Origin of the sequence: Allobosea sp. TAF32 (assembly GCF_052113585.1) — a bacterium.
Taxonomy (GTDB): domain Bacteria; phylum Pseudomonadota; class Alphaproteobacteria; order Rhizobiales; family Beijerinckiaceae; genus Allobosea.
In genome coordinates this window covers 83727-105457 of the sequence record NZ_JBFRDM010000002.1, presented here as the reverse complement: position 1 = coordinate 105457, position 21731 = coordinate 83727, and the positions used below count along the sequence as shown (strand labels likewise).

Genomic DNA, 21731 nt, shown 5'->3' with positions numbered 1-21731 from the left:
CCTTTACAGGCGGAAGCGCTTGCCTCTCCCAGCCACCGACGCCTGCGGAAAATCCCTGGCCGGTGATAAATTAGAGAACACCTGCCAAACGATAATCGTTCCGTCTTTTGACCATCATGACCCGAAGTCGGCCTCGACAGAATCCTCCCCAGCCGAGCACCATCCTCCCTTCAGGCTCAGGGTGGCGGCATAGACAGGAACACCAGCCGCGTTCCTGACACGAACAACGAAGCGCCGTTCATCACCGTTTGGAACTTTATCTTTTGCCATGTCGGGCAGTGCTGCCAAAGCAGCGAAGCGAGCTGCGCTTTCATCGGCAAGTTCCATGCCCTCGTCGTCGACAATGACCTTGTCGCCATCTGACGTATCTATGTAGAACATCGCCATGATAAGCTCCTGATCAGGTTTAAACCATCGGCCCAACAGTAAGTTATTCCCGCTTCGATTTGATTGAAAGCCTTCTGTGACGCGGTCTTAGGAGTCGCCGATTTGTTTGGTCGCGACGGTCCGCGTAGAACGCAACGCGGGTATGAAGCTTGGCAGTTGATAGCTTTGATTTCTGTGTCGATGCAGGCCCTTACTAGGACTTTGCATCTTTTGATGTAATCCGGAACGGCCGAGCAGCCCTCTTGTTACCTCCTCGGCGAATGCGTTCGCATTCGTTAATCACAGAGGAGAGAGCACATGGCTAATCAGTCAGGCCGCGGTTTTGCGGGTATGGACGACGACAAGCAGCGGGACATCGCCCGTCAGGGCGGGCAGAGCGTTCCAGCCGAGAAGCGCAGCTTCTCACAGGATCCCGAACTCGCGTCCGAGGCGGGCAAGAAGGGCGGCGAGAACAGCCACGGCGGTCAGCAACAGGCGAGTGAGTCCGATCGCGGTCAGCAGGGCGGTGGCGCCCGCGAACAGGGCGAACATGGCGGATCGGGCAATTTCGCCGACGACCGTGAACGGGCCTCAGAGGCTGGCCGTAAGGGCGGCCAGCGCTAACCTCAGAAAGAGGCGCGGGGTTTCGGCCCCGCGCCGCTCCCGCTTAGGCCGCAAAATGTCGCAACTGGAACTCGATGTCGGGCCAAACTCGATGTCGGGCCCTAGTTGCTAGCAGTCTCCACAACTTCGAGCATCAACGCCGTATCCCTCACGGGAGGATCATGATGCTGGTTTTTTCAGCAAATAACCCGATCCGGGTGACGCAGCCAATCGAGACACCTGAACAGTTCCGCGCGGCTTTGGACCGGCTGCGGTGCATCGAGTTCGAGCATGAGGAGTCACCCAGAGGACGGGAAAGGGCAGAGCTTGAGCTCAGCATCTGTCGCTATCTCGCTCGCTGCGAGCATCGAGTTCGCTAAAAATGGACCCAGCCTTATATAGGTCGCTCCGCGAACTCTTTGTCGAAGCCCACGACGTCACTATTCTGGCTCTGAACGCTTTGGGGCCGGTCGATAATGACACCGACAGCATCGACGGCGCCATTGTCGCCGAATCGTCCAACCGACTCAGGCGTCTTGCTGCGGAGATAGTGGCGATCCGGGATGGTGCGCGGTAGAAGGTCGCTGCGTGATGTCGATGGCGGGTAGCTGATCGAAACGGAACCCTTCCGGTTCCATCCCGTTTAGATCCTGCCGCTTTCGAGCGCCGATGATTTCCCTCAAAGGCGATCCTGGTCCCCCTCTCGAATAGCGGCAGGGAGTCGGCTAGCGGGCTCCCTGATTCCGGCCCCGCCGGCCGAAGCCAGCGGGGCCTTTTTCATGATCTGGAGGTCATTCAATTATCTGAATGACTTTCCGCGTGCCTGGCTCGACCAGAACCGTCTTATCGTTGACAACAGCGAAGCGGTACTCGGTGACGCCAACATCAGCAGGTAACGTGTGCAAAGTTACTGAGCTGGGCAAAGCTGTCCCGACGGCAACCGACTCGGTGACCTTCACCGAAGCGGGGTGTTCCTTCATGATATACGTCCGGACCTTGCTTTGCTGATCTGTGGTGATGGTGGTGGTTGTCGTGGAGGTCTGCGCAATCGCCGCGGAGCAGGTCAGCGCCGCAACCAGTGAGATCAGAACGGGATAACGCATCGAGGTTCTCCTCTTTCGGATCCCCCCGCTGGTTCGCAAACACCGATGGAGCGCGCTTGTTCCGGGATTCGCCGACCCCGCCCGTTTATTCTGCTGGCATCACTCTCCCGGTAACCGCGAGATATTTATCGTTCGAATGCATAACTGCCACGACTATGTGTGTGCCGTCCTCACAGATCACGCGCATGCCTTGGCAAAACGCGGTGTGGTCGACGGCCGACGTGTCGCAGTACAGGATTCCGGCGCGGACCTCGTCGTAGTCGGTTCCAAAGCGATAGGTGAGCGGGAGCGTTCTCCCGTCCTGTAGGACGAGCACGCCTTTCCCGGTATACATCGCTCGACCCCCGTCTTAGCAGCATCCGTCTGCCTGGCGATCACCGTCGGGGGACAGCTGCCCTGCCAGTACGCGCCCGTTTCGGGGCTCGCGCAAGCAACGTTTAGAGCCCCCACTGACGTCGGCTGACGTGCGTAATCGGGCGGAACCCTTCCGCTTCCAGACCCGTCTCAGTCCTGCCGCTTTCCAGGCCGGGCCATCCTCGGAACGCGGCAGGGGAGCCACCTTTGGTCGCCAGAGCGGAAGGCCAGAGTGGGTGCAACTCCGGCCCGCCGCACTCCGCAACATAGACAGTCCGCCAAGCGGCTTCCGCTTTCAGGCGAACAAAAAATCACTCTGCGTCAGCGTGTGCGTGAAACTGTGGAGCGTCACCTGATCCGCTCCTGCGGTAATGACGGTGTCGGCGCCACTTTGCGCAATGGTCAGATCGGCGAAGGATTGCACGCCCGCCACGCCGCTGAACGCGATTTTGTCCTGCTGGTCCTGGCTGAAGTCTTCGATGGTGTTATTCGTCCCCACCGTCATCGAGCCAGCATCCTTGAACACGAACAGATCGGCCCCGCCCTGAGCCTGGTCGCTCAGTTGTCCGTCACCCCAGATATCGTTGCTGACCGCGGATCCGGCTGCGGCAGTCCCGGCGATCAAGGTGTCATTGCCGCCCGTGGCGGAGCCCGACAGGTTCGCGGCGTCACCGAAGAGAATGTTCGTCACCGTGGCACCGTCGGTGTTGTTGCCGCCGGTCAGCGTGTCGTTGCCTCCGCGCGCAGAACCGGACATGGATTGCGCATCGCCGTAGAGCTGGTTGAAAGCCTCCCCAGTACCAGTGCCGCCCGACAGGCGATCGTTGCCGCCTGCAGCAGCGCCGGACATCGTAAGGGCGTCGCCATAGGCCAAATTCGGGAACTCCTCGCCTGTCAGTCCCCCTGCAAAGACCGCGGCATCATCGCCGCCCTGAGCATGGCCGGACATGTTGCCGCCTGCATCACCGAAGAAAGTGGTGGCGGAGCCAGCGCTGCCAGTGAACGTGTCGTTGCCGCCCTTGGCAAAGTCGGAGATGTCGACGCCTGCGTCACCGTAGAAAGTGCAGCTGTGAAAGGCCGTTTCGCTTGTGAAACTGTCGTCGCCGCCCTGAGCATGGCCGGACATGTTGCGCCCTGCGTCCCCGTAGAAAACGCTGCTGCTGAAGAGGGCGCCGGCCGTCAAATCGTCGTTGCCGCCCTGGGTGAAATCGGACATATCGAGGCGCGCATCACCGTAGAAAGTGTTGGCAATATCGCGGAAGCTGACACTGGTGAAGCTGTCATTGCCGCCTTGAGCATGGTCGAACATGCTGCCGCCGCTGTCTCCGTAGAAAATGTTGTTCGACGCGAAGCCGCCGCCAAAGCTGCTGTCGTTGCCGCCCCGAGCATGGCCGGACATATCGCCGCCCGCATCACCGGTGAAAGTATTGACGGACAGGGCGGCGCCCTGGAAACGATCGTCACCGCCCTGAGCGTGGTCGGACATCCGGCCGCCCGCATCACCGACAAAAGTGTTGATGGAGAGGCCCGCGCCCACGAAAACGTCGTTGCCGCCCTTGCCGTGGTCGAGCATGTCGCCACCCACGTCACCGTAGGCCGTGTTGGTGGAGCGGAGCGCGCCTCTGAAGGAGTCGTCGCCGCCTTCGGCATGGTCGAGCATGCTGCCGACCGCGTCGCCGTAGAAGGTGTAGTCGGAGGGGTCACCCCCGGTAAACGTGTCGTTGCCGCCCTTGGAATGATCGAGGAGGCTGCCGCCGGCGTCGCCGATCAGGACATTGTTGGTCGGATCGCCGGTGAGGGTGTCATCGGTGCCCAATTGGTGATCGGTCAGGTCACCCAGAGTAAACGGAACGCGGTGAGACATGGCATGCTCCCACTGAGCTACCCCAGCGCCCAATTACAATTTTAGGCTGATGCGACCGGGCCCACAACGACCCCAGATGGGCTAATCCCTTTGGATCGACGGCAACGTCTGGGCGCGACGGACGCTGACGCCCTAGCGGTGGCATCCAACAGATTGAAGCAGCTCAGCGCAGAGATCGTTGCGGTCCAAGACTCCGCTGGTGGTTAGACGGGGCGGCGTGGCGCCGAGCTGCCGCCTTCCCCTCCCATGGCGTGGGTGGCTCGGCGTCTTTTCCAAATTTCTATACGCGCAGCGCTTGGGCGATCTCTTGCTCAAGTTCGATGACGACGCGTCGATATTCATCGGCGATGGCGTGTGCCGTCGGCGCGCTCTGCTGAGACCAATAGACGACAGAAACCGAGGCTAGTTCGTAACTCCCGTAAAGCTCGACGACCCGGGTTCCAGCTGCCAGTTTGAGCTGGTACCTCCTTTCGGGCCAACGAAGCATCAGCCGCGCCAATCCTGATCTTTGTTCTCGGGTCATGACAACCCGGCTCGATTGCAAGGCCAAACCAACCTCTCCACCGATCGCCAGGATATTGAACTTAGGGAATTAGCCTTTCGCCTTCAACGCCGCGTACCGGTCGATCTCGGCCCGGAGGCGCGCGACTGCCACCGCGCGCCTGGTCTCGCTATGCGGGGCCGGGCTTTTTGTCGCCGACTGCCGACCTCCGCAACAATCTGCCGCTTGGGGAGTTCTTTCCTACGGCTGCTTCTTTGGTCGGAAGGAGCCTATTTTCCTTAACTTGGCCCGCCGGTCGTTCTGGCGGGCTCTTTCTTGCCGCTGGAACCTGCCGGCCAGCTCAGCATTGAGTCGGGTGGTGTGTTGCGTCGGGAGTAGAGTGCCATGGCAGCGGCGCGTGCGAACTGGAAGGGCAACCTGAGATTCGGCGAGATCAGCTGTCCGGTGGCGCTCTATACCGGTGCGAGCACCGCAGAGCGCGTGTCGTTCAATATGATCAATCGCGATACGGGTCATCGGCTACGACGTGAGTTCGTAGACCCCGTCACCGGAGAGGCGGTCGACCGCGAGCACCAGATCAAGGGCTTTGAATTCGAGAAGAACCATTACGTCGAGATCGAGGCCGACGAGATCGCCCAGGCCGTTCCCGAGAGCACGAAGATCCTGGCCGTCGCGGCGTTCATCCCCTGCTCTGAGATCGACACGCTCTATTTCGACAAGCCGTACTACCTCGCGCCGTCAAGCAAGGAAGCTGGAACGGCGTTCGCGGTGATCCGGGAAGCGCTCCGCGCCAGCAATGTCGGCGCACTGGCCCATGCCGTATTGTTCCGCCGCTATCGAGGGTTGATGATCCGCGCGCACGGACAGGGCCTGATCGCTCACACGCTGAACTTCGACTACGAGGTGCGCTCAGCAACCGCCGAATTCGAGGATATCCCCAAGCTGAAGCTCGATAAGGAGATGGTCGACCTCGCCAAGCACATCATCTCGACGAAGGTCGGCGAGTTCGATCCGGCCAAGTTCGACGATCGATATGAGGCCGCGGTTGCCGAGCTGGTGAAGGCGAAGCTCGCGGGCAAGACGATCAAGCCGGCACCGAAGGTCGAGGCGCCAAAGGTCGGCAATCTCATGGAGGCATTGCGCGCCAGTGCCCGGCAGGGCGGCAAACCAGCACCGAAGCGGCGTGCGTCGAAGAAGGCAGCGTAGCAGAGAGAACATGGTCGCGTATGGATGCTTCTCAACACAATTCGGAGTTGGTTGAGTGGCGGCGCCGCGCGGAGTTGGCCGCCAACGATCTGCAAGAGATGGAAAGACTGGCCGCGGGCATCATTCTTTCGAGCGGCGCATCGACATCTCAGGTCCAGGCCGCGAAAAACGTCTGGAACTACCTCCGATCGCTACGGAGCAAGGCTCGTCAGACGCCGCTCCAGATCGAGGTCGCCGAGCGCCGGATTGCGCGCTTGCTAGAGGCCCTGGCGGATTAGTATTTTTCCCGACGAAAGCGAGAAGCGGCGCTCATCTTCGTAGTGAACCGGCGTGCCGTCCTTGAGGGTGTAGGACGTCATTGCTACGCCCAGCCAATCTCTCCAGACGATGACGACGTAGTGATTGTCGAATTCGTCCTTGCAGCGCTCCCGGTAGAGCTCTCGCTTCCGAGGCACGGGCGGGCGAACGGGGTGTCGTGCTGGCGGCCCGGCAGGCCTTCGCAACGCAACCATCTCGCACCTCACGCAGCAATGCACTGATGAGGGATTCAACCCCTTGTTCGATCAACGGTTCCGAGCGCGGTTCAGGACCGCTTCTTCCCGCCGCTAGGCTCAATGCGGCGCATGTGCTCGCGAAAGCCAACCATCGCCCCAGCAGCGCTTCACGCGAGTTTCCGGTCATGCCAGCGGTCCCAAGCCCTTACCGCCTTCTTGAGCGCACTCACTTCAGCCTCCTCGTCGTCAGAGCGCTCGCCAGCCTCCAAAGCCTTCAGTCGATCGAGAGCGAGAGCATAATCCTCCCGCGATTCGATCTCGAATTTCGAATTTGGCTCACTTGGCCTCTGATCCGGATGATGGATTGCCTTCACCTTCATCGGTCGATCCTCCTTGCAGGAGAACGAAAGGGATCGACCAACGTTCCGACCTAAGCGTCCTGGTCGATCCTGAGGGTGTGAAGTCGAAGGCAGAGACGCCACGACGAGGCGAACTAATGCAGCCCATTATCGACAAGCCCCCGCTTACCCGTTCGTCGGCACCGGGATGTCAGGTTCGCGCGCAACTCACCTCGCATCCTGCGAGACGTGCCTCGCCAGCACTTCCGGGATTCCAACATGGACTGGGATGAACCACTCCTGATCTGTCGTCTCGGAAACTTGTGCTGGCCCGGTCTCGCTTCGCGTGGCCGGGCTTTTTTCATTTCAGCTGATGCGAGCAAGCAGGTCGACGATTTGCAGCGTCAACCAGAGCAGCTCGATCATGTTCTTGATCGTGAGCATGGTTCCCTCCTTTCTATTAGGAAGGAAGTACCGGCCGATGGTTGTTGCGCTTTACCCGGCCTTCGCCTTCAGCGCCGCATATCGATCGATCTCAGCACGGAGATGCGCCACGGCCTTCTCCCCGCGGATGCTCTTGATCCCCCTCATGCCATCCTTCACGCCGTCCAGAGCTTCGTTGCGGTCGCCGAGCTTCATGCCAGCGAGGTAGCGGATCTCGCACTCATGCTTCCATTCCTCGGACCAGGTGGACACCTCGCGGCCGAAGAGGACGGAGAACTTCATGGGCGGGTTGTCAGGCGGGAAGGGCATCTGCTCGAATCGCGGTTAGTCTTCGCCCCAGGGTAGACCAGCAGAGCCCACCAAGGAACGATTCCACCGTGATCCCGTTCTCGACTCCGTCGAGTGGGAGTTGCGTCATGTGTGCCCAGCGAATCCTTCGATCGGGCCTACCCTCGGATACCATCAGCGGCCGGCCGATGCCGCGCGACGATGAGCGTCAAGGCGTCCTCGATCTCCGCGTTCTGCCAACTTATCGCGCCTACAGCGCAACCCGAGGATGGGGCGACAAGGTCGACGAGGTCCAGTTGCTCGCCAGCGCCTTTGCCGATCGGCTCTCGGACGTCACGAGCATCCGGAGCCTGGGCGAACTGGACGATACTGACGCGGCCAAGGTCAACGCAAACATCGCTTCGATCGCCAGGGCGGCCGACGACCTCATCTCCGCTGTGGTCAGCAATGCTGAATCTCGCGGCCTTCAGGCGACGGGGCCGTGGATGGATATCCCCCTTTTCGAGTGCCGGGAGTTCGAGATCGAGGAGCGCGACCCGATCGGAGAACAAGCAGACGACGCGTACGGTCAAATGAAGAAGTAGCTGGCGCCAATCGCCTGGTTGGAGTTGCGTTCAATGTGTGCTCGTCGGGTTCTCAGGGCCGGGCTTGGCGTCGATACGGTCAAAGGGCCAGTCACCCGGCGGCAAAAGATCGAGCGCAACCTGTTCAGCGATCCAATGCCTGTGCGCGTTGAGCCCTGCTTATCGCTCCTGAGTGGAAAGGCGCCGATCGGCGACGACTGGGCATTCGAGGTGAAGTGGGACGGCTACCGCCTCGCGGTGCATATCGAGCCGGGGAAGATGGTCCGGCTCATCACCCGCGGCGGCCACGATTGGACCAGCCGCTTCCCGACCATATCGCATGACGTGCTCGAGTTCGGTTTGGACAGCGCAATCCTCGATGGCGAGGCTGTCGTGCTCGATGAGCGCGGCGCCTCTGATTTCGGTGCGTTGCAAAAGGCGCTGGGGGGGAGAGGCGGCAAGCGTTCGGCGGCGAGCGCGATGCTCTACGCCTTCGACCTGCTCTATCTCAACGGCCAGGATCTGCGCGCTCTGCCGCTGAGGGAACGGCGGGAGATGTTAGAGAATGTCCTCGCCCGCCGGCCCCACTGTTCGATCCGGCTCAGTGAGGAGATCGACTCCGAAGGCGCGGCTTTCCTGAAGCTCGCCTGCGAGTTGGGGCTGGAAGGGATTATCGCCAAGCGCCGATCGGCTCCGTATCGTTCCGGCCGCGGCGGCGACTGGCTTAAGGTCAAGTGCATCCAGTCGGAGAGCTTTGCCATCGTCGGCTATGAGCCCTCGACCGCAGCACTAGGCGGAATCGGCCGGTTGCTGCTTGCGGCGCGCCGCGGCGATGATTTGGTCTATGTCGGCGGCGTCGGGACCGGCTTCAGCTATGCTAGCGGACCCGCGCTGCGCAAGCTGATGGACACGATGATCATTGAGAAGCCGGCTGCCGACATGGCGGGCCGGCGTAAAAAGGCCCGGTGGCTCTGCCCTGCGCTCGTCGCCGAAATCGAGTTCCGCGCCTGGACAGACGACGGCAAGTTGCGGCACGCGTCGTTCAAGGGGTTGCGCGACGATGCGGACGAAGCTGCAGTCTATGAGATACCGGAATGAGGTCAGAGCCTGTGCTTCGACAGCCAGACCTCAACGTCGAATACGAGCGCGATCAAAAGCTTCTCCTCTCGCGTGTCTTCCGGGGCTCCTGAGAGCTCCTGAATCTTCTCCATCGCCCTTTCGTATTCCGCCTCAGTGTTGATCATTGGCGCCTCCTGCGTCGGCTCTTCAGCCGTTCTGCTTGTGGTAGGCGTACGAACTCGGGTTGGACAACTCGGCTTGCCCCAAACTGATGGCGCGTTCTATCTCCTCCTGATCCGTCAGCCACCGCGCAATCCGTTTTGCGAGGGCTTCGGCCTCTTCCTTGGAAAGCCTCTTTCGAACCAGACGCCTCACGCCCGGCTGATCGTCGAAGTAGATCGTGAACAGCGATATCTCGTGCGCGTCTCGGACGATGTAGCTCTCTTTGTAGCGGCTGATTTTTGAGGGCGCGCTGGCGGGTGGCGGTTTCGATGAAAGACACGACCTCATCGACTATGCTGTCGACGAAAGCCCCCGTGGCGTCATCGGGGTCGACATATTCCGCCGCCTCGCACCCCTTCGTGATGATGTTGCCATTAGGCTGTCCGTTCAATTCGTCGGCGGTCGCGCGCAGAATTGCCTTCCGCAGTTCCGACACCAGCGATGCTGTGTTGAGGGGGGCGGTCATGCGGCGGCCCTCCCGAAGAGGTCGGTTGTCGGATCATTGTCGGGGCGTAGCTCGTCGAAGCGCGGCAGGACGCAGCGCTTGCGGCGCTTGAGATCGGGCAGGGCAAGAGCCTCGATGCAGTTGGCGCGCACCAGGGCGGCAGCGACCTGCGGACAGACCGAGTTGCCGATCTTGTGGCGCTGCGCGGTCTCCGTGAGCTGGCCGCCAGCGGTGATGTCGTAGCTATCCGGGAAGCCTTGGGCCCGGGCGAGCTCGCGGGGCGTGAGCATCCGCATGCCGATGTCCCAGACAATGATGCCGGGGGCGATCTCGACCAGAACCTCTGGATCGTGCCAGACGTCATGAGCATGAAGGAAGCGGGCCACCATCTTGGCGCGCTCCAGCATGAACGGCGTCATCGGCGGGACGGCGATATAGCAATGGACCGGGCTGAACCGCGCCTTCGTCGGTACGGTCGGGATCGGCGCATCCGCCGCGGCATCTGTGCTGCCCTCGCTGTAGTAGCTGCCGATGAAGGGGGCCATCAGGCCGTGCGTCGCCTGCTGCGTCGCGGTCGATAGCGCCTCATCAGCTCCCCGCGCCTCGCTGCGGCCGCGCATCTCCGAGACGAAGGGCGTGACCAGGGCATGGTGATTGCCGCCGGCCAGAACCGCACCCACAGGCTCGTCGAGTGCGCCGCGGGCCGTGTTGTTCTGCATGCTTGCGATGAAGCCCATGACGGGCTGCACCTGGGCTCCAGCCGTTGCCAGCGTGGCGGCGGGCGCGTCCGCGGCGCGTCCGATTGCATTGAGGTTGTGCTGGGCCAGATAGACCGCAGCCAGATCCCCGCCATTCCCGGTCCCCACGACGGTCGGGTAGGGCTCTTCCAGCCCACGCGATCGCGGCTCCTGGCCGGGCGCGGTATCGGTCGCCGGGCGCTCGCCGTAGCGGCTGACTAGATAGCCCATGACGACCTGGTTCTGATCCTTGGCGTTCGCGCAGACGGTGTGGTGAGGCTCATCCGCGGCCCGATTGCCGCCGCCCTGCTGAGCGTAAGAGAGCATCGGAGCGATGACGGATAGCGGGCCGCCGGCCCCCGGCCGCTTATCGAAGCTGTTGGCGGTGACGGTGGGCATCGGCTCCGTCATCGGCCTGCCGTCGCTGTCGAAGCGGTTCACGCCGAGAAATGGCGAGACCAGCCCATGCGCGTCGCGCGCCTTGGTTACGGTGCGGAACGGTTCATCGAGCCCTTGGCCGCGAAACCCGTCGCCGCCGTGGTTCATGGTGACGACGAACGCGCCCTTCTCGCTCTTCGCACGCTTCATCACATGCCGGTCGAAGCCCTTGGCGATCCGAGACATGCTCTTGTCGGCGAGCGGGCGGATGACGTTCAGGCCCTCCGCCTTGGCATCGGCCTTCGTCATGAAGATCGACGGCGCGCGGATCGACCAGTCGATGATCTCGGCGGCGGTGCGATAGGGCGCGAGCCCGGCGCCGTGGGTCGGCTTCGGGAAGATTATCGGCTTCATGTCGCGGCGCGCTACGACGAAAAGGCGCTTTCGAATCGTCGGCGTGCCGTAGTCGCAGGCCCGCAGTTCCTTGAACTCGACCATGTAGCCGCGAGCCTCGAGCCCGCGGACCCAGCGCGCGAACTCGCGGCCCTTCTGCTCCTTGATCGGCATGCCATCGGCGCCGAGCGGTCCCCAGTCCCGGAACTCCTCGACATTCTCCAGGAGGATGATCTGCGGCTTCACCTCCTGCGCCCAGAGCAGGATGACGTCGGCCAGGCCGCGCACCGAGCGCGAGACCGGCTTGCCGCCCTTGCTTTTCGAAAAGTGCCGGCAATCAGGCGAGGCCCAGAGCAGGAAGACTGGCTTGCCCTTGCTCACCGCATGGGGATCGAGCTTCCAGATATTCTCCTTGAGATGGATCGTCTTGGGATGGTTGCGGGCGTGCATCAGCAGCGCGTCAGCGTCGTGGTTCACTGCGAAGTCGGGCCCGCGCCCCAGCGCAATCTCAATGCCCAGCGAGGCCCCGCCACCTCCGGCGAAGCTGTCGAAGATCAGTCCGCTCAAAGGCCGGCCCTCCTCGCGGGGGAGGGGAGGGACGAAATCGGCGCGTTGGAGTGGAGCAGCGGTAACGAGTTTATTTCGCTGCAAGGGGTTAAAATTAAGAGGGCGTTAATGATTCCAAAGTATGAATCGCATCATCCAGTTTGTCTGGATGTCGAGTGGCTCCTGCCCACTCTGTTTGACGCCTCCCTGTTGACCTTCGAGCCGCCTTTGGCGGCTCTTTTTTTGTTCTCGCGCACCTCTACGCCTTCTTGTGGAGAGGGGCGCTGCTTGTGCCCGGAAGGGGCCTTCGGCCTCGTTTCCGCCATAGCGGTGTAGCCTCGTTAAGGTTAACGACATCTTAGCGGCGTTCGGAAACGCGATCGGCGTTATCCTTGCCACGTCAGCGGCATGATCCGTGGCGCGTTCCAAAGGCGCACGGGCTTGTGCCGATGGGAGACACCGCATGAACGATGCCCAGCTGCTCGATCCGCCGACGGAGGAGGGCGCGCTTTCCTTTGCGCGCCGTTTCGTCCGTTCGGACGCTTTCATGCTGTTGTTTCGCGAAGGCATGGGGCTGGTCGAGCAGACCGCCGCCTATCTCGACGGGGAAGGCCGCAAGGAGGCGGCGGCGCTGCCACGCGAGATCGCTCTGACCTATGCCACCGAGAGCATGCGCCTGACGACGCGGCTGATGCAGATCGCCTCCTGGCTTCTGGTCCAGCGCGCCGTGGCCGAAGGCGAGCTCACCGCCGAGCAGGCCAGGACCGAGCACAACAAGGTCAAGATCAGCGATCCGATGATCGCGCCGGCCGAGCATGTCGTCGCACAGCTGCCGGAGCGCCTGCGTCACTTGATGGCGCATTCGCTGCGGCTGCAGACCCGCGTGCGTCATCTCGAAAACCAGATGTCCGGGATGGAAACCCGCCGCGAAGCCGGCAATCCCGTCCAGGACCAACTGGCGAGCCTCCAGGCGCGGCTCGGGCTCGCGCGGTAAGAAGGCTTTTCCGCAAGAAACGCGTCATTCGCGGAGCATCGATCCGCGAATCTCCGGCGGGAGCGCCGTCGCGTCCTGAGATGCCCGGGCCCGGTCCGGGCCCGACAGCCGGATCCCGAACGAAAAAGCCCGGCCGATGAGGCCGGGCTTTCTTGATTCAGATCAGTGACGAAAAGGCGAAACGCCTGAAAATCACTTCTTGCCGATGGTGCCCAGGCCGGCGAAGCGCGTGTTGAAGCGCGAGACGCGGCCGCCGCGGTCCAGCATATGCTGGGTGCCGCCGGTCCAGGCCGGGTGGGTCTTGGGGTCGATGTCAAGGTTGAGGGTGTCCCCTTCCTTGCCGTAGGTCGAACGGGTGGCATATTCGGTGCCATCGGTCATGACGACCTTGATGGTGTGATAGTCGGGGTGGATGCCGGTCTTGGCCATGACGAAATCCTCGAAGCTTACAAAAACGGGCGCATCGACAAGCAGGCGGGCCTGCCCGGCCCGTCGAAAGAATTCGGATGAGCCTGTCGTGAAGTCGCGTGCACATATCGCAGCCACGGCTTCAGCGCAAGCTTAACCGGCAAGACGCAGGCCCCTGCGGCGATGCGTCGTTTGCCAAGCTCGCCTTCATGGGCTTCACGAAGCGAGATTGATATTGGTTGAAAGAGCGTGCGTGCGCACGCGCGAGACGAAGGAGGTTCGGCGCGTGGCCGAGGCTGACAAGAACGACAAGAAGGCGCGTCCCGACTTCCGCTCGCTCGCGACCTTCTGGCCCTATGCGCGTGCGCAGAAGGGGCGGATCGCCTTCGCGCTCGTCGCGCTGGTGATCGCGTCGCTGGCGACGCTGGTGCTGCCGATGGCGGTGCGGCGCGTCATCGATGTCGGCTTCGCCGGCGGTGAGCGGCAGCTCGCCAACAGCTATTTCATGCTGCTGATCGGCGTGGTCGCCGTGCTCGCGCTGGCGAGTTCGGCGCGCTTCTATCTCGTCATGACCATCGGCGAGCGCATCGTCTCCTCGCTGCGCGCCGATGTCTTCCGCCACCTGACGCGGCTGGAGCCGGCCTTCTTCGATTCGAGCAAGGCGGGCGACCTCGTCTCGCGACTCACCGCGGACACCACGCAGATCAAGTCGACCTTCGCCTCGACCGCCTCGATCGCGCTCCGCAACGTCATCATGACGCTGGGCGCACTCGGGCTGATGGTGGCGACGAGCCCGCGGCTATCAGCCATCGTCATCGGCGTGATCCCGCTGATCGTGATCCCGCTGGTGCTGTCGGGCCGCACGGTCCGGCGCCGGGCGCGGGCAGCGCAGGACAGGCTGGCCGACGCCTCCGCCTTTGCCGCCGAGGCTGTCGGTGCGATCCGGACGATGCAGTCCTTCGGTGCCGCCCGCCAGACCTCGGCCCGCTTCGAAGCTGCCTCCGACGGGGCCTATGCCGCCTCGCGGGAGGCGACGGCCTCACGCGCGCTGCTCTCCGGCGTCGCGATCTTCCTGGTCAGCGCCAGCGTAGTCTGCGTGCTCTGGACGGGGGCGACCGAGGTCTTCGACGGGCGGATGACGGGCGGCCGGCTCTCGCAGTTCATTCTCTATGCGGTGCTGGCGGCAAGCTCGCTCGGCCAACTGTCCGAGGTCTATGGCGACATCAGCGCTGCAGCCGGCGCCTCGGGCCGGCTCGGCGAGATCCTGGCCCTGAAGCCCGCGATAGCCGCGCCGCCACATCCCAAGCCGATGCCGGAGCCCTCGCTCGGCGAACTCGCCTTCGAGAACGTCTCGTTCAGCTATCCCAGCCGGGTCGGCCCGGCGCTGTCGAATCTGAGCTTTTCCGTGCGGCCGGGCGAGCGCGTGGCGCTGGTCGGGCCGTCCGGCGCCGGCAAGAGCACGGTGCTGCAGCTCGCGCTGCGCTTCTACGATCCGCAGGACGGGCGCGTCGTCGTCGACGGCGTTGCCGGCCCCGAGGCCGATCCGGAGATCTGGCGCGAGCGTTTCGCGCTGGTTCCGCAGGAGCCGACCGTCTTCGGCGTCTCGGTTCGGGACAACATCGCCTATGGCCGTCCCGACGCCTCGCGGGAGGAGGTCGAGGCGGCGGCGCGGCTTGCCGCGGCCGAAGAGTTCATCCGGGCGCTGCCGCAGGGCTACGACACGGTCGTCGGCGAGCGCGGCGTCACGCTGTCGGGTGGGCAACGCCAGCGTCTCGCCATCGCGCGGGCGATCCTCAAGGATGCGCCGATCCTGCTGCTCGACGAGGCGACGAGCGCGCTTGATTCGGAAAGCGAAAGGGCGGTTCAGGATGCGCTCGACCGGCTGATGCTGGGGCGCACGACCCTGGTCGTGGCGCATCGTTTGGCGACTATCCTCTCGGCCGATCGAATCCTCGTCATGGAAGACGGTCGCATCGTCGAGGAAGGCACGCATGCCGAGCTCAAGGCACGCGGCGGGCTCTATGCCCGACTGGCGGCGCTGCAGTTCGGGCTCGAGGTGGCCTAGGATAGAGGAAGACAACAGCCGTCATTCCGGCCGCGCGAAGCGCGCCGCTAAAGCGGCTTGTCCGGAATGACGGGCCGTCTATGAAGCCGAGCTAGGGCCCCACCAGCGCGCGCTGCTGTGCCTCGCTGGGTTGGCCGAAGAAACGGATATGGCCGGGCTGGATGAGGACGCCGAGCGCCTCGCTGCCATCGGGCGAGAACAGCGCATAGAACCGGTTGTCGCCGCAATCGTGGCGCTTGCAGGTGTCGACGCGCTCGAAGGTTTGATCGCCGACCGTGACGATCGTGCTGGGGCCGCCAGGACCGCTCAGCTTGTCAGCCCTGAGCCAGGATTCGCGCGGGCCGAGCTTGCCGACCATGTGCGTCCAGGTCTCGCGATAGGTCGGCTGCTTCAGCATGTCGTGGAGATAGCGCCCGCCGCCGTCGGGCGACTGGGCTGAAGCCGGGGCTGTCAGCATCAGCGCGAGAGCCCCGGCGATTGCGAGAGAGCGGCGCCTGACGGACATGCTCAGCGCTCCGTGATCTTGAACTCGATGCGGCGGTTGCGGCGGTGCGCTTCGTCGGTGTTGGCGACGTCGAGCGGCTGATACTCGCCGAAGCCGGTGGCGGCGACACGGTCCGTCGGCAGGCCGCGCGAGATCAGGTATTCGACCACGGCGATGGCGCGGGCCGAGGAGAGATGCCAGTTCGAGGGGAACTGGGCGGTCTTGATCGGGCGGTTGTCGGTGTGACCGTCGACGCGCAGGATCCAGGGCAGGTCGGGCGGCATCTCGTTGCCGAGATCGAGCAGGATGGTGGCGAGCTTGTCGAGCTCGACCTTGCCCTCGGGCTTCAGCACGGCCTGGCCGGCATCGAAGAAGACTTCCGATTGAAAGACGAAGCGGTCGCCGACGACGCGGATGTCAGGCCTTGTGCCGAGCACCTGCCGCAGACGTCCGAAGAAGTCCGAGCGATAGCGCGCAAGCTCCTGGACGCGCTGAGCGAGGGCGACGTTGAGCCGCGAGCCGAGCTCCGAAATGCGCGTCTGCGATTCCTTGTCCTTGGCTTCCGAGGCGGCCAGCGCCTCTTCCAGTGCGGCGAGCTGGCGGCGCATGGCGAGGATCTGCTGGTTGACGAGATCGACCGTCGACTGGGCGCGGGCGGAGAGCTGCTTTTCGGCGTCCAGCGCCTTCTGCGCCTCTGCCAGCTGGACCGGGGCGGCATTGTTCTGGGTGGCGAGCTGGCCCTGCAGGCGGCCGCGCTCGTCCTGCTCGCGCGTCAGGGTCGATTGCATGAGCTGCAGGTTCTCCTGCGCCTGCCGGTTCGAGGAACGCTCCAGCGCCAGCAGATCGGTGAGTTCGGAGATCTGCCTGTTGAGGCGCTCCAGCGCGGTGTCCTTGCCGGTGAGCTCCTGCGAGAGGAAGAACTGGCCGAGGACGAAGACGGTGAGCAGGAAGACGATGCCGATCAGCATCGTCGAGAGCGCATCGACGAAGCCGGGCCAGAAATTCAATTCCTCGCGGCGATGGGCGCGGGAGAGGGCCATGGATCAGGTTCCTGAAGTGCCGGCGGCGATCATGGCTCGGTGATCTGGTCAGCCGTAAGGCGTTCGATCAGTCGCTTCAGATCCTTCTCGCGCGTGGCCTGCGCCTCCACCCAGTCGCGGATCATCTGCTGCTCGGAGCGCATATGCTGGACGAGGCCCTGGATGCCCTCGGCGAGGTTGGCGAGTGCCTGGGTCGCCGCGCGATTGTTCGAGGCGCCGTCCGCCATCGCGGCGCTCAGCCTTTCGAAGCGGTCGGCCAGCGGGTCGCCCGCGGCGAGAAGGGGCGCGACGGTGTCCGGCGTTGCGGTACGGGTGCCGAGCCAGCTTTCGAGCTCGTTGCGGAAGCGGCGCTGCGCCTGCCCCACCTGAAGATCGAGGAAGCCGAGAATCAGCGAGCCGGCGATGCCGAAGAGCGATGACGAGAAAGACAGGCCCATGCCGGCGAGCGGGGCGGAGAGCCCGGCCTTCAGCTCGTCGAAGAGCACCCCGGCTTCGGCGCCCGTGCGCAGCGACTTGATGACGGTTCCGACCGAGCCCACCGTGTCGAGCAGGCCCCAGAAGGTGCCGAGCAGGCCGAGGAAGACGAGGAGCCCGGCGAGGTAACGCAGCACCTCGCGCCCGTCGTCGAGCCTGACCGCGACCGATTCGAGGGCCGAGACGGCCTGGGTGGGGGCGAGCGTTCCGCGATCGAGCGCGGCGAGGAGGGAGCCGAACGGCGCGATGACGTCGCTACGCCGGACCTGCGCCGAGGCGGGAGCGGCGGCAAGCCGTGTGGCGGCGCGGGCCTCGCTATGGAGACGCCAGAGCTCGCGCAACGCGATGAGCACGCCGACGAACAGCGCGCCGACAATGAGGCCGTTCAGCCCCGGATTGGTCATGAAGGCCTGTTTCAGGCCGTTCTGAAGAATGAAGCCGAGGAAGCCGATCAGGGCGAGAAACAGGACCGCACGGACGATGTAGCGAAGCGGGCGCGAGAAACGGGTCTCCGTACGCAGGGGTGCGGCCGTCACCGGCTCGGCCGCGAAATCCTCGTTCGCCATTCGTCGTCTTCCGTTCGCCTCGGAGTGCGGGGAGGACTGTCGCCTTCCCCGCCGCCGGGATCAAGCACGAAAGAGCTACAGTTCTGTCTCAAAGCCGGTTTGACGAAGTCCCGGCGCCCGGGACGAGCGTCGGCGTGCCCGGGAAGCCGCTCAGGCGGTCGCCGTCTTCAGCGCCGCGGCAAGCGCGCGCTCGCCGGCCTCGTTGCCGCAGATGATATCCTTCGCACTGGTCACCGGCTTGCCGTCGAGCGTGCCGAAGGTGCCGCCGGCTTCGCGGATGAGCACGGCGCCCGCGGCGAAATCCCAGGTGTTGAGGCCGCGCTCCCAATAGGCATCCATGCGGCCGGCCGCGACATAGGCGATGTCGAGCGCGGCCGAGCCCATGCGGCGGACATTGGCGAAGCGCGGCATCACGGCGGCGAGCTCGCGCAGGAACTGGCCGTGGCCGCCCTTGCCGATATGCGGGATGCCGGTGCCGATCAGCATGTCGGCCGGCTCGTTGCGGCCGGAGACGCGCAGGCGGCGGTTGTTGACGAAGGCGCCCTTGCCCTTCTCGGCCATGAACATCTCGTCCTTGGCGGCGTCATAGATCACACCGGCGATGAACTGGTTGTCGCGCTCCAGCGCGACCGAGATGTTCCAGTGCGGGATGCCGCGCAGGAAGTTGTGGGTGCCGTCGAGCGGATCGATATGCCAGCGGTTGCTCTCGTCGGTGCCGTGGACGACGCCGCTCTCCTCCATGACGAAGCCATAGCCGGGGCGGGCCTTCTCCAGCGACTCGCGCAGGATCTCCTCGGCCTTGTGGTCGGCCTTGGAGACGAAGTCGCCCGGGCCCTTGGCGAGCACCTGCAGGTTCTCGACCTCGCCGAAGTCGCGCTTCAGCGAACGGGACGCCTTCATCACGGCGTCGGTCATCACGGTCATCAGGGGGGAGCGGATCATCGGAAACCTCTTGCGCGCCGCGAAGGCGCGGTGAGCCAGCAGCGCTGGTGATGCGCCCGGCAGGAATAGCGTACCGTCACTTGCGCGGCTCTTACTGCGCCGTCAAGACGGCGCTGCTGATGCGGCTGGCCGCAATGCGCGCGGCGCGGGCCTGCTGTTCGGGCTTCAGCCGATCGAACAGGCCATCCAGCGCGGCGTCATCGAGCCCTTGGGCGCGGGCTGCGAGGTGCCAGGCGGCGGCCTCGATCGTATCCGGCGGAATGCCGAGGCCGAACTGGTAGAGCTTGGCCAGACGGTTCTGGGCGATCGGGTTGCCGAGCACCGCGGCGCGCTGGAACAGTTTCGCCGCGTGCGCTTCGTCCTTGTTCACGCCGATGCCGTTGAACAGCATGATCGCATATTCGACCATGCCGGGAACATTGCCGGCCGCAGCCGCCTGCTTCATCCAGCGTGCCGCCGTCTCCTCGCTCGCCGGCATGCCGCGGCCCTGCTTCGCCAGCACGCCCAGGGCATGCATGGCGTCCGCGACATTGGATTTGGCGGCGATCTCCAGGCAGGCGACGGCGCGCTGGTCATCCGCCTCGCGGCCGGTGGCGAGCAGGGTCAGCCCAAGATTGTAGTTCGCGGCCGGATGGCCGGCCGCGGCAGCCTTCTCCAGCAGGGCGCCGGCGCGGGCCGGATCGCGCTTGCCGCTCTTCTCGTCGAGAAGCTGGGTCGCCAGGGCGAAGGCGGCGTTGATGTCGCCGCGCGCCTCGGCCCGCTCGTACCATTCCGTCGCGACCTTCTGGTCCGGCGCAACGCCGAGGCCCTGGCGATAGAGTTCGCCGAGCAGCGTCATCGCGGCGGCGTCGTTGTTGTCGGCCTCGACGCGCTTCAGAGCCTCGGACAGCGCCCGACGATAATGGCCGACCTGATAGGCTCCGTAGGCGTTGTCCGCGTAGGCGGCAGCGCCGGCCGGCACCGCCGCCAGCAGGGTGCCGGCGAGGCAGGCAAGGCGCAGGAGCTGCTTCATCGCGCCGTCTTTCGCGCCGAGCACGCGGCGATCGCGGCATTGGCCGACTCGACCAGGGCGCGGATATCCTGCCCTTCCTCGAAGGCCCAGGCGCCGAGGGCGACGAATTCGGCGCCGGTCTCGACCAGCGCGGGGATCGATTCGGCATCGGGCGCGTAGGCGACGCAGGGCGTCTCGAAGATCTCGGCCCACCAGCCGGCACGCTCGATCACGGCCGTGAGCGGCGGCACGCTGCCATCGGCGCGCGGCTCGCCGAACATGACATAGTCGACGCCGGTCTCGCCGACATCCATGGCATCGTGACGGGCCCGCAGGCCGCCAGCGCCGATGATGCGCTCGTTCTTCAGGCTGGAGCGGGCCTCCGCGATCGCTTCGGGACCGCCGGTGACGTGCACGCCGTCGGCGCCGCCGCGGGTCGCGACGAGCGCGCTGTCCTCGACGACGAGGGCGACATTATTGGCCTGAACCGGCCCGGCGAGGCGCTTGACGCGCTCGATGCGGCTGCGGTCGTCGCCGGGCGTGAGGCGCAACACGATGGCGGCGACGTCGCCGCCGGCCATGGCCTGCATCAGGCGAAAGGCGATCGCCTCCGCGTCCTCGACGGGCGGGGTGACGAGCATCAGGCGGGTGGGGGAGGAGTGCATGGTCATGATCGGCTGCGCAAACGGCCCGCAGCGAAGTCCAATGTCAAGACCGCAAGCCCGGCAATGAGACTCCAGAAGGCCGAGCCGATGCCGAACAGCGAAAGACTCGACGCCGCGATGCAGAAGGCGATCACGGCGGCGAAGCGCTCCTTGTCGGAAGACATCGCCTGGGCAAGCGCGCCGGTGAACGAGCCGACGAGCCCCAGGCCGGCGACCGCCACGATCAGCGCTTTCGGCAGGGCAAGCAGCAGCGCGATCAACAGGCCGGTGCAGCCGGCGACGGCGAGATAGGCGAAGCCGTAGATCACGCCCGCCTTCCAGCGCTGCTTGGGATCGGGATGGGTGTCACCGCCGGTGCAGATCGAGGCTGATATCGCCGCCATGTTGGTCATATGCGCGCCGAAGGGTGCGGTCACCAGCGATGCGAGGCCGGTGACGAACAGGGCCGGGGCCGTCGGCGGCTTGTAGCCCGCGGCGCGCAGCACGGCGAAGCCCGGCAGGTTCTGGGCGGCCATGGTGACGAGATAGAGCGGGACGCCGATACCGAGCATGGCCGCAATATCGAAGCGCGGCGTGACGAATTCGAGGCCGGTGAGTGCGATCTCTCCCGCCGGCCAATGAGCGAGCCCGCCCGCGAAGCTGATGACGATCCCGGCGACCAGCGCCGCGATCACGCCGAGGAATGGGCTCAGAAGCCGCGCAACGAGGAAGATCGCGAGCAGCGGCAGCACGAGCGCGGGCGAAAGCCGCATCTCGTCGAAGACGGCGACGACGAAACGGAAGATGACGCCCGCCAGCATCGCCGAGGCGATCGGCATCGGGATGCGCTCGATCAGCCGGCCAAGGGGACGAAAGGCGGCGGTCAGCATCATCAGCACGGCGGCGACGAGGAAAGCGCCGACTGCCGACGCCATGTCGAAGCCGCTGGCGGCCGCGATCAGGGCGGCGCCGGGAGTCGACCAGGCGCAGATCATCGGCATGCGATAGCGCCAGGACAGCCAGAGGCTGGCGATGGCCGTGCCGATGGCGAGCGCGGCGACCATGGAGACGGTCTGGCCGGCCGTGGCGCCAAGCGCCTGCGCCGCCGAGAGGATGACGGCCACGGAGGCCGCGAAACCGACGAAGACCGCGACCAGGGCTGAGAAGACGATCGACATGGGATTGCGGAGGTTCGGGCGGCGGGGCCTTGCCGTTGAA

General features: G+C 64.6%; 24 protein-coding genes. 7 read left to right on the top strand and 17 right to left on the bottom strand.

What is annotated here, in order from left to right; genetic code table 11:
- Nucleotides 1-114 precede the first annotated feature (114 nt).
- A complete protein-coding gene (locus tag AB4Z16_RS04950) occupies nucleotides 115-387 on the bottom strand; it encodes a DUF6894 family protein (RefSeq protein ID WP_441510231.1) in 273 nt (90 codons plus the stop codon).
- Nucleotides 388-684: 297 nt separating this feature from the next.
- Here AB4Z16_RS04950 and AB4Z16_RS04945 point away from each other — a divergent pair, with 297 nt between their 5' ends.
- On the top strand, nucleotides 685-990 hold the full coding sequence (locus AB4Z16_RS04945) for a con-10 family general stress protein (protein ID WP_441510230.1): 306 nt from the start codon (nucleotides 685-687) through the stop codon (nucleotides 988-990).
- Between the two features lie 770 nt (nucleotides 991-1760).
- Here the strand turns inward: AB4Z16_RS04945 and AB4Z16_RS04940 are convergent.
- Nucleotides 1761-2072 (bottom strand): DUF1236 domain-containing protein, encoded by a 312-nt coding sequence (locus AB4Z16_RS04940; RefSeq protein ID WP_441510229.1) that lies wholly within the window; start codon nucleotides 2070-2072, stop codon nucleotides 1761-1763.
- A 649-nt stretch (nucleotides 2073-2721) separates the two neighbouring features.
- Nucleotides 2722-4290, bottom strand: a complete 1569-nt coding sequence (locus tag AB4Z16_RS04935; RefSeq protein WP_441510228.1) for a hypothetical protein — start codon at nucleotides 4288-4290, stop codon at nucleotides 2722-2724.
- An 886-nt stretch (nucleotides 4291-5176) separates the two neighbouring features.
- Here AB4Z16_RS04935 and ku point away from each other — a divergent pair.
- A complete protein-coding gene (ku, locus tag AB4Z16_RS04930; RefSeq protein ID WP_441510227.1) occupies nucleotides 5177-5998 on the top strand; it encodes a non-homologous end joining protein Ku in 822 nt (273 codons plus the stop codon).
- Nucleotides 5999-6018: 20 nt separating this feature from the next.
- Complete coding sequence (locus AB4Z16_RS04925; RefSeq protein ID WP_441510226.1) at nucleotides 6019-6276, top strand: hypothetical protein; 258 nt, start codon at nucleotides 6019-6021, stop codon at nucleotides 6274-6276.
- On the opposite strand, the gene AB4Z16_RS04920 is transcribed toward AB4Z16_RS04925, so the two are convergent.
- The 3 genes from AB4Z16_RS04920 to AB4Z16_RS04910 all read right to left on the bottom strand — a co-directional run bounded on the left by AB4Z16_RS04920 (nucleotide 6256) and on the right by AB4Z16_RS04910 (nucleotide 7556).
- Complete coding sequence (locus AB4Z16_RS04920) at nucleotides 6256-6453, bottom strand: hypothetical protein (RefSeq protein ID WP_441510225.1); 198 nt, start codon at nucleotides 6451-6453, stop codon at nucleotides 6256-6258. The genes AB4Z16_RS04925 and AB4Z16_RS04920 overlap by 21 nt on opposite strands.
- Before the next feature lie 206 nt (nucleotides 6454-6659).
- Nucleotides 6660-6872: a hypothetical protein gene (locus AB4Z16_RS04915; protein WP_441510224.1), complete on the bottom strand. Its 213-nt coding sequence runs from the start codon at nucleotides 6870-6872 to the stop codon at nucleotides 6660-6662.
- A 453-nt stretch (nucleotides 6873-7325) separates the two neighbouring features.
- Entirely contained in the window at nucleotides 7326-7556 is a 231-nt protein-coding gene (locus AB4Z16_RS04910) for a DUF7696 family protein (protein ID WP_441510223.1), read from the bottom strand.
- 194 nt (nucleotides 7557-7750) lie between these two features.
- On the opposite strand from AB4Z16_RS04910, the gene AB4Z16_RS04905 reads away from it, so the two are divergent.
- Nucleotides 7751-8146 (top strand): hypothetical protein, encoded by a 396-nt coding sequence (locus AB4Z16_RS04905; RefSeq protein ID WP_441510222.1) that lies wholly within the window; start codon nucleotides 7751-7753, stop codon nucleotides 8144-8146.
- 33 nt (nucleotides 8147-8179) lie between these two features.
- Nucleotides 8180-9223: a non-homologous end-joining DNA ligase gene (ligD, locus tag AB4Z16_RS04900; protein ID WP_441510707.1), complete on the top strand. Its 1044-nt coding sequence runs from the start codon at nucleotides 8180-8182 to the stop codon at nucleotides 9221-9223.
- Between the two features lie 2 nt (nucleotides 9224-9225).
- Here ligD and AB4Z16_RS04895 read toward each other — a convergent pair whose 3' ends face one another.
- The 3 genes from AB4Z16_RS04895 to AB4Z16_RS04885 all read right to left on the bottom strand — a co-directional run bounded on the left by AB4Z16_RS04895 (nucleotide 9226) and on the right by AB4Z16_RS04885 (nucleotide 11926).
- Nucleotides 9226-9369 carry a hypothetical protein gene (locus AB4Z16_RS04895; RefSeq protein ID WP_441510221.1) on the bottom strand — a complete coding sequence of 48 codons (144 nt, stop codon included), beginning with the start codon at nucleotides 9367-9369 and terminating at the stop codon, nucleotides 9226-9228.
- A gap of 22 nt (nucleotides 9370-9391) precedes the next feature.
- Nucleotides 9392-9694: a hypothetical protein gene (locus AB4Z16_RS04890; RefSeq protein ID WP_441510220.1), complete on the bottom strand. Its 303-nt coding sequence runs from the start codon at nucleotides 9692-9694 to the stop codon at nucleotides 9392-9394.
- Between the two features lie 174 nt (nucleotides 9695-9868).
- Nucleotides 9869-11926: a DNA cytosine methyltransferase gene (locus AB4Z16_RS04885; protein ID WP_441510219.1), complete on the bottom strand. Its 2058-nt coding sequence runs from the start codon at nucleotides 11924-11926 to the stop codon at nucleotides 9869-9871.
- A gap of 442 nt (nucleotides 11927-12368) precedes the next feature.
- Between AB4Z16_RS04885 and rcdA the strand changes: the two genes are divergently transcribed.
- Nucleotides 12369-12899 carry a protease adaptor protein RcdA gene (rcdA, locus tag AB4Z16_RS04880; protein ID WP_441510218.1) on the top strand — a complete coding sequence of 177 codons (531 nt, stop codon included), beginning with the start codon at nucleotides 12369-12371 and terminating at the stop codon, nucleotides 12897-12899.
- A gap of 192 nt (nucleotides 12900-13091) precedes the next feature.
- Here the strand turns inward: rcdA and rpmE are convergent, their stop codons facing one another.
- The gene (rpmE, locus tag AB4Z16_RS04875) at nucleotides 13092-13328 is read right to left on the bottom strand and encodes a 50S ribosomal protein L31 (RefSeq protein WP_441510217.1); all 237 of its coding nucleotides are present in this window, start codon (nucleotides 13326-13328) and stop codon (nucleotides 13092-13094) included.
- 265 nt (nucleotides 13329-13593) lie between these two features.
- On the opposite strand from rpmE, the gene AB4Z16_RS04870 reads away from it, so the two are divergent.
- Nucleotides 13594-15372 (top strand): ABC transporter transmembrane domain-containing protein, encoded by a 1779-nt coding sequence (locus AB4Z16_RS04870; protein WP_441510216.1) that lies wholly within the window; start codon nucleotides 13594-13596, stop codon nucleotides 15370-15372.
- A gap of 91 nt (nucleotides 15373-15463) precedes the next feature.
- Here AB4Z16_RS04870 and AB4Z16_RS04865 read toward each other — a convergent pair whose 3' ends face one another.
- The 7 genes from AB4Z16_RS04865 to AB4Z16_RS04835 all read right to left on the bottom strand — a co-directional run bounded on the left by AB4Z16_RS04865 (nucleotide 15464) and on the right by AB4Z16_RS04835 (nucleotide 21691).
- Complete coding sequence (locus tag AB4Z16_RS04865; RefSeq protein WP_441510215.1) at nucleotides 15464-15877, bottom strand: Ivy family c-type lysozyme inhibitor; 414 nt, start codon at nucleotides 15875-15877, stop codon at nucleotides 15464-15466.
- A 2-nt stretch (nucleotides 15878-15879) separates the two neighbouring features.
- Nucleotides 15880-16896 (bottom strand): peptidoglycan -binding protein, encoded by a 1017-nt coding sequence (locus AB4Z16_RS04860; RefSeq protein WP_441510214.1) that lies wholly within the window; start codon nucleotides 16894-16896, stop codon nucleotides 15880-15882.
- A gap of 29 nt (nucleotides 16897-16925) precedes the next feature.
- Nucleotides 16926-17936 carry a flagellar motor protein MotA gene (locus AB4Z16_RS04855; RefSeq protein ID WP_441510213.1) on the bottom strand — a complete coding sequence of 337 codons (1011 nt, stop codon included), beginning with the start codon at nucleotides 17934-17936 and terminating at the stop codon, nucleotides 16926-16928.
- Between the two features lie 150 nt (nucleotides 17937-18086).
- Nucleotides 18087-18878 carry an inositol monophosphatase family protein gene (locus AB4Z16_RS04850; RefSeq protein WP_441510212.1) on the bottom strand — a complete coding sequence of 264 codons (792 nt, stop codon included), beginning with the start codon at nucleotides 18876-18878 and terminating at the stop codon, nucleotides 18087-18089.
- 91 nt (nucleotides 18879-18969) lie between these two features.
- Nucleotides 18970-19914, bottom strand: coding sequence for a tetratricopeptide repeat protein (locus AB4Z16_RS04845; RefSeq protein WP_441510211.1), 945 nt, complete (start codon nucleotides 19912-19914; stop codon nucleotides 18970-18972).
- Complete coding sequence (locus tag AB4Z16_RS04840; RefSeq protein WP_441510210.1) at nucleotides 19887-20540, bottom strand: thiamine phosphate synthase; 654 nt, start codon at nucleotides 20538-20540, stop codon at nucleotides 19887-19889. Before AB4Z16_RS04840 ends, AB4Z16_RS04845 begins: the two co-directional genes overlap by 28 nt.
- Nucleotides 20537-21691, bottom strand: coding sequence for a benzoate/H(+) symporter BenE family transporter (locus AB4Z16_RS04835; protein WP_441510209.1), 1155 nt, complete (start codon nucleotides 21689-21691; stop codon nucleotides 20537-20539). The genes AB4Z16_RS04840 and AB4Z16_RS04835 overlap by 4 nt, the downstream gene beginning before the upstream one ends.
- Between the last annotated feature and the right edge of the window lie 40 nt (nucleotides 21692-21731).